At 42.2% G+C, this 11,942-nt stretch carries 12 protein-coding genes; 7 read left to right on the top strand and 5 right to left on the bottom strand.

Annotated features, from left to right (window positions below; genetic code table 11):
- A complete protein-coding gene (nirD, locus tag ACFOHL_RS04540; protein ID WP_376919017.1) occupies positions 1–342 on the bottom strand; it encodes a nitrite reductase small subunit NirD in 342 nt (113 codons plus the stop codon).
- A 10-nt stretch (positions 343–352) separates the two neighbouring features.
- Positions 353–2,911: a nitrite reductase large subunit NirB gene (gene nirB, locus ACFOHL_RS04535; protein WP_376919016.1), complete on the bottom strand. Its 2,559-nt coding sequence runs from the start codon at positions 2,909–2,911 to the stop codon at positions 353–355.
- Between the two features lie 461 nt (positions 2,912–3,372).
- Between nirB and ACFOHL_RS04530 the strand changes: the two genes are divergently transcribed.
- Entirely contained in the window at positions 3,373–3,855 is a 483-nt protein-coding gene (locus tag ACFOHL_RS04530; protein WP_376919015.1) for a YchJ family protein, read from the top strand.
- Positions 3,856–3,905: 50 nt separating this feature from the next.
- On the opposite strand, the gene ACFOHL_RS04525 is transcribed toward ACFOHL_RS04530, so the two are convergent.
- Together ACFOHL_RS04525 and ACFOHL_RS04520 are read right to left on the bottom strand one after the other, a co-directional pair.
- Positions 3,906–6,584, bottom strand: a complete 2,679-nt coding sequence (locus ACFOHL_RS04525) for an MGH1-like glycoside hydrolase domain-containing protein (protein ID WP_376919014.1) — start codon at positions 6,582–6,584, stop codon at positions 3,906–3,908.
- Positions 6,585–6,688: 104 nt separating this feature from the next.
- Complete coding sequence (locus ACFOHL_RS04520) at positions 6,689–7,099, bottom strand: secondary thiamine-phosphate synthase enzyme YjbQ (RefSeq protein WP_376919013.1); 411 nt, start codon at positions 7,097–7,099, stop codon at positions 6,689–6,691.
- Between the two features lie 25 nt (positions 7,100–7,124).
- Here ACFOHL_RS04520 and ACFOHL_RS04515 point away from each other — a divergent pair, with 25 nt between their 5' ends.
- The 6 genes from ACFOHL_RS04515 to ACFOHL_RS04490 all read left to right on the top strand — a co-directional run bounded on the left by ACFOHL_RS04515 (position 7,125) and on the right by ACFOHL_RS04490 (position 10,698).
- Positions 7,125–7,466 (top strand): MGMT family protein, encoded by a 342-nt coding sequence (locus tag ACFOHL_RS04515; protein ID WP_376919012.1) that lies wholly within the window; start codon positions 7,125–7,127, stop codon positions 7,464–7,466.
- A gap of 173 nt (positions 7,467–7,639) precedes the next feature.
- Positions 7,640–8,125: a YHS domain-containing (seleno)protein gene (locus tag ACFOHL_RS04510; protein ID WP_376919011.1), complete on the top strand. Its 486-nt coding sequence runs from the start codon at positions 7,640–7,642 to the stop codon at positions 8,123–8,125.
- A gap of 138 nt (positions 8,126–8,263) precedes the next feature.
- Positions 8,264–8,554 carry a BufA1 family periplasmic bufferin-type metallophore gene (locus ACFOHL_RS04505; RefSeq protein ID WP_376919010.1) on the top strand — a complete coding sequence of 97 codons (291 nt, stop codon included), beginning with the start codon at positions 8,264–8,266 and terminating at the stop codon, positions 8,552–8,554.
- 6 nt (positions 8,555–8,560) lie between these two features.
- On the top strand, positions 8,561–9,451 hold the full coding sequence (locus ACFOHL_RS04500) for a DUF692 domain-containing protein (protein ID WP_376919009.1): 891 nt from the start codon (positions 8,561–8,563) through the stop codon (positions 9,449–9,451).
- A 10-nt stretch (positions 9,452–9,461) separates the two neighbouring features.
- A complete protein-coding gene (locus ACFOHL_RS04495; protein WP_376919008.1) occupies positions 9,462–10,238 on the top strand; it encodes an HvfC/BufC family peptide modification chaperone in 777 nt (258 codons plus the stop codon).
- Between the two features lie 28 nt (positions 10,239–10,266).
- Positions 10,267–10,698: a DoxX family protein gene (locus ACFOHL_RS04490; RefSeq protein WP_376919007.1), complete on the top strand. Its 432-nt coding sequence runs from the start codon at positions 10,267–10,269 to the stop codon at positions 10,696–10,698.
- Here ACFOHL_RS04490 and ACFOHL_RS04485 read toward each other — a convergent pair whose 3' ends face one another.
- Positions 10,699–11,940, bottom strand: a complete 1,242-nt coding sequence (locus tag ACFOHL_RS04485) for a hypothetical protein (RefSeq protein WP_376919006.1) — start codon at positions 11,938–11,940, stop codon at positions 10,699–10,701.
- Positions 11,941–11,942 lie beyond the last annotated feature (2 nt).

Here is an 11,942-nt window from a genome sequence, read left to right as displayed (position 1 = left end):
CTAAGCGCCAGTACCTAGTTGTACACTATTGCCTTCTACTCGAACAGGCCAAACTTTGAGTTTGTGTTCAGGCGCTTCCAAACATTCTCCACTGCTTAAATCAAAGTGCTGTTTGTACAGTGGTGAGGCAACAACTGTTTTGTCACCTATGCTGCCGATGATCCCTCGGTACAAGACCTGCGCTTTTCCTATTGGGTCAAAGTTGTCAACAGCAAAAATACCATCAGTAGCCGTTTTGCCTACTTTAAAAATCGCGACTTGTTGACCATTTAATAGTGCACAAACACCGCTGTTTGTAACTAAATCGTCTGTACCACAGACATTGTGCCATTCAATACTCATAATGAATTCCTTAGACTTCGCTTGTTTCAGTGGTGTCGATTACTTTTATGTCAGCCAATTTTTCTGCTTCTGTAGCGGGTCGAATTTGGCCACGCTCTTCTACGAATACCACGCTGTTATCCTCCAATTCGGAGTTTACAAAACGTCTAAAGCGCTTGCGCGAGTTTTCATTTTCAACGGCCGTTTTCCATTCGCATTGATAAGTGTCCACGACGTGTTGCATTTGCGCTTCGAGTTCTTCAGCTATGCCGAGTGAGTCGTTAATAATCACATCTTTTAAGTAGTCTAAGCCACCTTCCAAATTATCCATCCACGTTGCTGTCCGTTGCAATCTATCAGCGGTGCGTATGTAGAACATCCAGAAGCGGTCAATGTATTTGATTAAGGTTTCTTTATCTAAGTCAGTAGCAAACAAATCAGCATGGCGAGGTTTCATTCCACCGTTGCCACAGACATATAGGTTCCAGCCGTTTTCAGTCGCAATGATACCGACATCCTTACTTTGTGCTTCTGCACATTCACGCGTACAACCAGATACCGCCATTTTCATTTTGTGTGGAGCGCGCAAGCCTTTGTATCGGTTTTCAATTTCTATTGCTGCGCCAACAGAATCTTGCACACCATAACGGCACCAAGTACTTCCTACACAAGATTTTACGGTTCGTAGGGCTTTAGCATAAGCGTGGCCCGTTTCAAATCCGCCAGCAATGAGCTTTCCCCAAATTTCAGGTAATTGGTCAACTTTTGCACCGAACAAATCGATACGCTGACCACCTGTAATTTTGGTGTACAATTTGTAGTCTCTAGCGATTTCACCCAGTAAGATTAAGCCCTCTGGCTTGATTTCACCGCCGGCAACACGAGGTACAATTGAGTAAGTACCGTCTTTTTGCATGTTGCCTAAATAGGTATCGTTGGTGTCTTGCAGACTGACGTGGTCAGGTTCGAGAATATAGTCATTCCATACAGACGCTAAAATTGACGCGACTGCGGGTTTACATATATCACAACCCAAACCTTTGCCGTACTTAGCAAGCAAATCATCAAAGGTCTGAATCTTATTTACCTTAACTAAATGAAATATTTCTTGGCGCGAATAAGCGAAATGCTCGCAGATATCTTTTTTCACTTCGACGCCGCGTTTTTCTAACTCGGCATCGACGACATTTTTTAGCAGGGCAGCACAGCCGCCACATCCTGTGCTGGCTTTGGTACACGATTTTATGCCTGCAAAGTCGGTTGTACCAGCGTCGATAGTAGCAATGATGTCACCTTTAGTGACATTGTGACAGGAACAAATACTCGCCGAATCAGGCAGCGCATCGGCGCCAAGTGTGGGAGCGGCACCTTCTGTAGAGGGTAAAATGAGTGTTTCTGGAAATTCAGGCAGCTCTATGCCGTTTAGTGAACATTGTAATAGCGTGTCAAACTCGCCGGTATCGCCAACTAAAACTGCGCCTAAAAGGGTATTATTAGCCTCATCAACCACTATTTTTTTGTATATGCCTTGTGGTTGGTTTTCGTACGTGTAGCTCAATGCCCCTGGGGTTTTTGCGTGGCTATCTCCAATCGAACCTACTTCGACGCCGAGTAACTTCAATTTGGTGCTCATATCTGCACCTTCGAAGGCCAAGTCGCCACCCACTAAGTCACTAACCGCTACTCTCGCCATTGTGTAGCCGGGTGCGACTAGACCAAAGATGCGATTTTGCCAGAGAGCACATTCACCGATCGCATAAATGTCAGGATCAGAGGTTTTACATTTGTCATCAATTACAATACCGCCGCGCTCGCCGATGTCTAAATCAAAGCTTCGCGCAAGTTGGTCACTCGGACGAATACCTGCAGAAAACAGAATTAAATCTGTTTCTAAAAAATCACCGCCTTGAAAATTCATCCGGTAGCGACGGCTTTCACCGGCTACAATTTCTGAGGTGGCTTTGCTTGTGTGCACTTTGACGCCTAAATCTTCGATTTTATTTTTGAGCAAGCGGCCGCCGCCTTCGTCAAGTTGTACCGCCATTAGTTGAGGCGCAAATTCAACAACGTGAGTATCGAGGCCTGCTTCTTTTAACGCGTTTGCCGCTTCGAGACCTAGTAAGCCACCGCCAACGACTACACCGACTTTACTTTTTGCGGCACTCGCTTCGATATCTTCAAGATCTTCTATGGTACGGTAGACCAGACAGTGCTCCTGTTCATGACCAGGAATAGGGGGTACAAATGGATAACTGCCTGTAGCAAGGATGAGCTTGTCATAGCTATAAGATTCACCAGCTTTAGTGGTGACTACTTTGGTTGCTTTATCAATACTGTCTACAAAAGCATTGCAGTGATGTTCTACGCCCCAGCTGTCATATAGCTCAGGTGTTGTCATCGCGAGTTCTTCAGCACTTTTCCCTGAGAAATACTCAGATAAGTGCACGCGGTCATAGGCTAAGCGAGGTTCTCCGCTGAGTACGGTAATTTTCGCAGAAGGCAGCGTCTGGTGGAGCTGCTCAACAAAGTGATGTCCAACCATTCCGTTGCCAACAACCACTATATTTAAAGGTGTGTTTGAAGAAGTCATGCATATACCCTTGTAAATCAGGCATAAAAAAACCCGCGAACTATTGCACTCTTTAAATGTGCGTAGTTGCGGGCTTCGATGCCGTTTGAAATAGCAACATTGCTATTTCAAGAAAATTCGTTAAGTGACACTCGCCGTGAGTGCTTACCACTTTTTTTGAGTCAGATTTCAAAATGTTCACGAACTCGTAGCACTTATTGTACCAATTTATAAGTGCTTGTAAATATTGGTTTTGAAAAGCAAGAGCGCTCACCAATCTTTCATTTTTTTGCACTGCTTTGGTGCGGTTGCGCGATTTTTGGTGCAAAAAGCCAAGTTTTGAATTTTCTCTGTTTCTACAGTTTTCTCTCGTCTTTGATGTAAAATACTTGGTCGTTCACAGTTGTTTTGCATGGTGTGAGTTTATTGCGGAGCTCTGAAATTTTGAAATACGAAGATAAGTAGCCTCGAGGAATGATTATTTGAAATTACACCGCTCAAGCCAAACTAATACGCCGTGTCCTTGCGGTTCGGTTAAACAAATTGACGTTTGTTGTTTGCCTCTAATTAATGGGACTAAATTTGCTGAGTCTGCAGAGCAACTTATGCGGTCTCGCTTCGTGGCATTCAAAATTCAGTCTTACCGCTATGTTGTTGACACATATTGCCAGCAAGAATCCACTAAACTAAATGAAAATGCAATCCGCCAGTCTAACGAAGGAACTAAGTGGCTGTCTTTAGATGTTCTTGCTAGTGATATTAACACTGTCGAATTTAAAGCTTGGTATCAAGTAGGGAAGTCATTTTACGTGCTGCACGAAACATCTAATTTTGTGTTGGAGAACAAGCAATGGCGTTACACCGATGGCTATATTCACAAGGATTCAGGTGAAGTAAAGCCAAAACGAAATGACCAATGCTTGTGTGGCAGTGCAAAGAAATTCAAAAAATGTTGTGGTTCCTGAAGTTTTTACGTCTAGTGCTTATCATTTCGAATGACCGTAGATGGTGTAGATCACTGAATTTTAGCCTTGGGATGCAATAGCTTTGCAACCAAGGCTGTCCAACCAGTTTGATGGCTTGCGCCAACCCCACGCCCAGTATCGCCGTCAAAGTACTCGTAAAACAGTATATGGTCTTTGAAATACGGATCTTGATCCATTATTGGACGGTGCCCATAGACCGCTCTAGCACCATCTTCCCCCTTTAAAAATATTTGTGACAATCGTTCACTTAAAAATTCCGCTACCTGATTTAAGTTGAGTTGTTGCCCAGAGCCAACGGGACATTCAACCGTAAACTCATCGCCAAAATAGTGGTGAAATTTTTGTAGTGATTCAATCAGCAAGTAGTTGAGTGGAAACCAAATAGGACCTCGCCAATTGGAGTTACCACCAAATAAACCACTCTGGGATTCTGCTGGTTCATATGCGACATTGACTTCGACGCCACTACACTTGAATACATAGGGAGACGCCTCGTGCGCTTTCGACATACCCCGAATACCATAATCGGATAAGAATTCTTCTTCGTTTAACACGCGTTGTAGAATACTGCGGATTTTTCTTTCCGACGTTAGCGCAAACATGCGTCGGTCTTTTTTTCCTGGCTCGCTCCACCTTGGCACAAGTTTATTTAACTCTGGTCTGTGCTCCAGCAGCCAGTCTAAACGCTTTTTAAAGCCCGGAAAGCGATTGATATGTTCTGCGTCTAGGACTTCGACAGCAAATAAAGGAATGAGGCCGACCATCGATCTTACGCGCAAAGGAATAAGCTCGCCAGAGGGCAAACGCAATTCGTCGTAGAAGAACTTGTCTTCTTCGTCCCACAACGAAATGTCACTATCGCCAATGTTGGTCATCGCGCCAGCAATGTGTAAAAAGTGCTCAAAGAACTTTGATGCAATATCCTCGTAGACTGGGTTTTCTATTGCCAATTCAAGCGCAATGCGCATGAGATTTAAACTGTACATTGCCATCCAACTGGTGCCGTCAGCTTGATTGATGTAACCCCCAGTAGGCAAAGGCTTGCTCCGGTCAAACACCCCAATATTGTCTAGACCTAAAAAACCACCTTGGAAAATGTTGAGTCCGTCATTGTCCTTACGGTTGACCCACCACGTAAAATTGAGCATCAGTTTGTGGAAGGTACTTTCAAGAAAAACACGATCTCCCTTGCCCTTTTGCTTTCTATCAATTTGATATACGCGCCAAGCTCCCCAAGCATGAACGGGCGGGTTAACGTCACTAAAATTCCACTCGTAAGCGGGTATTTGTCCGTTTGGATGCATATACCACTCACGCGTAAACAGCAGCATTTGTCGTTTTGCAAAATCAGGATCGATCAAAGCGAAAGGGATGCAGTGAAAGGCTAAATCCCATACCGCATACCAAGGATATTCCCACTTATCGGGCATTGAAATAATATCGGCATTGTAAAGATGCTTCCATTCGCCATTGCGAATATGCTCGCGATGTTGTTCTGGTATTGGCTGCGTTTCGTCTCCCTTTAACCACCGATGCACATCAAAGCAATAAAACTGTTTACTCCAAATAAGTCCCGACAAAGCTTGTCGTTGCACAAGTCTTTGCTCGCTTGCCATATTCTCTTGTAGAGCGTCGTAGAATGTATCCGTGTCCTGCTTTCTTTCAGCTATTATGTCAACAAAGCCAGCGAATGGCTCAGCGTGTGCCTTTTTAGATATCCGTGCGTAAATCTCAATATGATCTTGCGCAGGCACTGTTCGCTCATGAAGCGCCGCTGCTTTAGTGCCGGAGTTGCTTGGATTAACACTGTCTTTTCGTTTATTTACGATGAATTCGTGAAAAGCGTCTTTTACATAACTTGCGTCGTTTGGTTTGTTGAATAGCTTTTGCGTATTTGTTTCGTTGTCTGTGAAAAGTAAGTGATCACAATTCTCGGTATAAAAATAATATTCGCCCAAATCGGGGTGGGTGATGCGGATACTGTTTTCTGTATCTTGGATACAACTTGGTTTTTCCATGTTTTTCGTCCAAGCCCAAGTATTTCTCAAGGTTAGCTGCGGGAGAACGTGTATTTTCGCTGCTTTACTCCCTCGATTGTGAACCTTAATACGCATCAACACATCCTCAGGTGCTGCTTGTGCGTACTCTACAAATACGTCGAAATAGGCATTGTCGTCGAACACATTTGTATCTAGGAGTTCGAATTCTTTTTCTTGTTTGCTCAGGTGCCGATTTTTTTCCACAAGTTCAGCATAGGGGTAGGCGGCTTGTGGGTACTTGTAAAGCATTTTGAGGTAAGAGTGGCTAGGACTAGCGTCGAGATAATAATATAACTCTTTGACATCTTCTCCGTGATTACCTTGCTCGTTTGCTAGACCAAATAAGCGCTCTTTTAGTATTGGATCCTGACCATTCCATAAAGCTAAGGACAGGCAAATGCGTTGCCGAAAGTCGCTAAAGCCAGCAATGCCGTCTTCTCCCCATCTATAGGCGCGACTTCGCGCATGGTCATGCGGTAAATAGTCCCAAGCATTGCCATTCGCACTGTAATCTTCGCGTACAGTGCCCCACTGCCGCTCACTCAAATATGGGCCCCATTTTTTCCACTGATTGCTTGCATTTTGATGCTGTTCTAGTCTCTGCTTTTCTTTAGTTTGCGCGAGTAGGTGACTAAACTCTGGCGTCGATTCTGTCGAGCGTTCTGACATTTATGGTTTCCTAATGGTTGTAGAGCTAGAAACTAGTGCTACGGCCTATATTGCTAAGGCCTAAACTAGCACACTGGGAATTAACAAACAAAGATCCTCAGACCCTATTGATATACCGAAATTATGAGTCTACGAGCACCGCCATGATTGCGATGTTCGCCTAAATAAATTCCTTGCCATGTACCAAGAGCAAGTCGACCGTCTATTATTGGCACGGATACGCTACTGCCAAGTAGAGACGTTTTCAAATGTGCAGGCATGTCGTCACTGCCTTCGTAAGTATGAATATAATAGTGTGCATCTTCGGGCACCATCACATTAAAGTGGCTCTCAAAGTCCTGCCGAACAGTAGGGTCAGCATTTTCGTTTATGGATAGTGAGGCCGAGGTATGCTGTATAAACACATTAAGAATGCCTTGGTCAGGAATGTCGCCTACAGCATCAATGATTTTTTCAGTGATCAAATGAAAGCCTCGTTGGAATGGCGGGAGGGTTATTTTATAGTGTCTTATCATGTTGTTTTGTATTTAGTATTCAAGAATGAAAATAGATTATTTAAGCGAGCCAAATGAAAAACAAGCACTTATTTATCATGTCATCAATCTGATCCCCTTTGGTTGTGTTGCGTCTTATGGTCAAATTGCCGAATTAGCAGGTTTGCCCGGACGTGCGCGACTGGTGGGAAAATATTTGGGACAAGCTTGCGCCAGTCGCGCTATCAGTTGGCATCGGGTGGTGCGTAGTTCAGGTCAATTGGCGTTTGAAAAGGGTTCAGAGCAAGCAAAAATACAAACTTCAAAACTTCAGGAAGAAAATATTGCGGTATTAAATCATCGTGTAAGCATGTCTGAATTTCAATGGAAACCAAGTTTTTATGAGTAATTTCATATAGATAGTGTTATTATGGTTTGTTTAGTATAGAATTGTGATAATTTGTTATGGTTTCTTTATAGTTCTCACGAAATTAGCTGAATACAATATAGGTCTAATTTACGTACTTTCTGTTAAATATTTTGGCAGATAAAACTAAAACTTAATTTATGGAGCAAACCAATATGCCTTCTAAACTCATTACTATTTTCGCGGTTGTTATTGCATTTACAGTAACATCATGTGGACTCATTCCGTCACAGGCTAAATCTTCAATTGACGCGGTCAATGTTGACGAAACACGTACTGCAATAAAAGGTTATGATCCTGTCGCGTATTTTACTGAGTCAAAGCCGGTACAGGGTGACAAGCAATTTTCTGCAGAGCACAATGGTGCGGTATATTATTTTGCATCTGCCAAGCACCAATCTTTGTTTAAGGGCAATCCTGACAAGTACGCGCCGCAATATGGTGGTTACTGCGCATTTGGTGTTTCAAAAGAGAAGAAATTCGACACTGACCCTACCGCTTGGGCAATTGTTGACGACAAGCTATACTTGAACTTAAATGCTAAAGTACAGAGTCGTTGGGTGTTGAACAAAGAAGAATTGATCTCTGATGCTAACGATATTTGGACTGATATTGAAAATACACCAGCGTCTGAGCTTTAATTGAAAGAATAATGAAATTTTTCAGGTGTATATTCGGTATATATGTCTGAACGTACAAGCACTATTAATACTTTAAGCGTTAACATATAAACGCTAACTTAAACAAATAAACTACTACGATTTAATTGAGGAATTGTTATGAAAACTAATATCGCTGTTGCTGCTGCTATTGCTACTGTTTTAACTATTGGTGTTGCTGATGTTGCAGAAGCCAAAAAGAAAAAAGAAAAGTGCTACGGTATTTCTCCTGCTGGCCAAAACGACTGTGGTAACCTAGCAGGTACTCACAGCTGTGCAGGTCAATCTACTGTTGATAATGATATCGGTGAGTGGAAATTAGTTGAAGCAGGTACTTGTAAAGAGCTTGGCGGCTACGACAAAAAAGAAGCCAAGAAAATCTGGAAACAAATGCAGAAAAAAGCTAGCTAGGTTGTTTTGAACAACTTTGTTTCGCACTCTCAGCCCAACCCGTATATCGGCGTTGGGCTTCGCCACCCCCACTACGAACAATCACTTTCCCATAATCAAACAGAAATACCTATCGATTTTGTAGAAATTCATGCGGAAAATTTTTTTGCAGAGGGCGGCATTACTCGCGCTCTATTGGAAGATGTTTGTAATAAGTACGCTTTGAGTGTACACGGTACTTCGCTAGGCCTTGGATCACAGTTACCCGTGCCCAATGATATCCTCGAAAAATTTGCGGATTTAGTCGAATTTACGCAACCTCGCTTAGTATCAGAGCATTTATGTTTTAATCGCGCTGCAATCGACAAGCAAGTCGTTCATACCGGTGATCTTTTGCCGATTGCATACGATAATGCGTCTTTACTCAACATTGTTGAACACATTGACCATGTGCAAAATAAGATAAAGCGACCAATACTGATTGAAAATTTATCTGCTTATTTATCTCCGCAAGATCTGAGTGGGGATGTAAAAGATACGATGTCTGAAATTGAGTTTCTCACAGAAATGTGTCGACGTGCGGGTTGTGGTTTGCTTTTGGATTTGAACAATTTAATCGTTAATGCCTTAAATCAGAACGTTGAAAACCCTTTGCAATCAATTCAGTCAGCGTTAACGCCTTTACCTGCAGATCTTATAGGTGAAATCCATCTTGCAGGCTTTACTGATAAGAAAGTTGAAGGATTTATCGTAGACGATCATGGTGCGGCGGTTTCTCAACAATGCTGGGACTTGTATGAGTATATTGTGTCGAGCTTTGGTAACAAGCCAACCCTAATTGAATGGGACAATAATCTTCCTGAATGGTCGGTGCTTGTTGCACAAGCAAGTACGGCAAGACATATCGCAGCAAGTTAAGGAATAAAGTGTGGACTATCAAACTACTTTGGTGAATAGCATTGTTATGTCAAGCTCTCATCAAACACCCCTTGCAGCAATGAAGGTATATAGAAACAATTATATTGAGAATGGTATCCGCGCACTTTCCATTACCTATAGCACGCTTGCCAACATAATGGGGGAAGAAGGATTTAGACAACTAGCCGCTGCCTATTTAGCTAAACATCATAAGATTGTATTTGACTGGGCAGATTTCGGTGCTGAAATGGCTGAGTTTTTACTCGATCAAGACATTACGCAATCGTCCCCGTTTCTATTTGAACTCGCTCGTTATGACTGGGCAAAACAACAAACTGAGCGATCAAAAAATACTACAGTGGACGTGGATAGCTTTAGTTTGTTGTCAACTTCACCAGCAAGCGATGTAGTGTTTGTTGCTGCCTATGGTTTGCAACGTGTTGACTATTTTTTCCCAATGATGTCATTCCAACAATTGGCGAATTTATCTGAATCACCAGATACTGCCTTAGAGAAAAAAAACATATTAAATGCATTAAAAAAAGAAATTAATGATGCAATTAATCTAGATAAGCCTCGGTCTTTTGTATTGTGGAGAGAGCAATACAAAGCTGAATTAATGCCAGTAGATGAACTCTCTAAAAAGGCATTTGACGCAATGTTGCAAGGTCAATCCGTAGAAGCGGTACTAAGCAATTTTGGCGATGCCGAAGAGCAGATGTCGAACTGGTTACAAACTTGTATAGCAAAACAACAAATTTGTGCCGTTAAACCAACACATTCTTGATGAATATGCATGACTAAAGGAAACACTAATGAAAAAGATAATTGATTTGTATAACCAAGTATTCGGGTGGCTGATTCATCTAGAACATCCAGCTCTATTGGGTGCTCGTCTATATGTAGCTTGGGTCTTTTTTAAGTCGGGCTTAACTAAAATTGGCGATTGGGAATCAACGCTACTCCTTTTTGAATATGAGTATGCGGTACCTGTATTAAATTTTGAACTCGCAGCCTATCTAGCAACCTTTGGCGAACTTGTCTTGCCAGTGTTGTTAGCCGTTGGTTTATTTACAAGAAAGGCGGCGGTTGGGTTATTTATTGTAAACTACGTTGCTGTTATAAGCCTTGAAGATATTCCGGCAGCCGCACTGTACTTGCATTATGTATGGGGTGTCTTGTTGTTAGGCAACATCATCTGGGGCGCAGGAAAGTTAGGCGTAGACCAGCTATTAAAAATCAAATAACTAGTAGCTTGCTTTAAATATGACGGGATAATGTTTACTGTTGTCCCGTCTATCTGATCCTACAATATAAAAATTACCATTATTATCTGTCGTAAATGAGCCATATAAAAGATGGCCCTTTAAATCAACATCAAGTATTGGGTATTTAACAGAGGTATTGGCTGCAATATTGTATAAAATCCAGTAGTAATTTGTGTCGCCGTGATCTCTGCCAAGCCCAACTATCATTTCTGCTCCATCAGGAGAGAAAAGTGCACCCACATACGTATTTCCACCATTTTCGTCTAGCGATCCTAAATTGACGACTTTACTTCTGCCATTTTTTGTTTGTTCGATACGGTGCAAAATACCGGTTGCCGTCATAAAATAAATGTCACCGTTTTTCATATTAACGTAGCTAACGATTCCGTGATTGCTAAATACACCTTGATGGGTGTAGCCATCAAATGGAAAGGTATTCACTTGGTGCAACTTGGGACTGTATTCGACTAACTCCACCATCGGCTCTTCGCCATATACTTTGGGGATGAAAACATGGCCATCTCGATTCACCAAAAAGTTACGTGATATATGCCCAGGAATACTGCCTACTGCAATTTTTCGCATTGAGTCTAGCTCAGTATCATATTGGTACAACACGTGTCCCCAATAACCTAAGGCGTAAACATAGCGCCCATTTGAGTTGAGCGCGATAAGTGCTTCGTCACTCGAAAAAACAAATTCCCATTCGTTTCTCTCAGGAAGTTTTCTCCACAACACTCCGCCATATTGCGGTATTCGAGAGTTGGACTCGCCTTGTTCATCAAAACTTGAAAAGTAAAGGTAACCATCAGATGCTTGGTAGAACTTAGAGTGTAACTTATTCTGACCCATACCGAGTGTAAATTTACCGCTCTGTTTAAGTTGGCTAACTGTATCACTTTGTAGGTTAATATCTTGCGTATTTGGATCAAGTTGATATAAGTAAGCACTGCTTTCAGGATTTACCAAGTTGGATACACCAAAGTAAATTTTACCTTGTCTATCTCTGCCCGTCGCTCCCCAAATGGCATTCCCATTGTATTTATAACTACCCTCTATTTTACTAAGCGTTGGTGGTTTAAAGTGATTCGCGTTAATCGCTTGGAATTTGGCGCCAAAGTCACTGCGATCGAATGTTGTTTGTTTTGGAGCATCTACAGGTGAGTCACAGCTAAAGAGAAAACACACACTAAAAATAAATATACTTGATTGCTTGACCATCT

Origin of the sequence: Agaribacter flavus (assembly GCF_042646125.1) — a bacterium.
GTDB lineage: Bacteria > Pseudomonadota > Gammaproteobacteria > Enterobacterales > Alteromonadaceae > Glaciecola > Glaciecola flavus.
The sequence above is the reverse complement of the archived record's forward strand: the minus strand, read 5'-3'. Positions and strand labels throughout refer to the sequence as shown.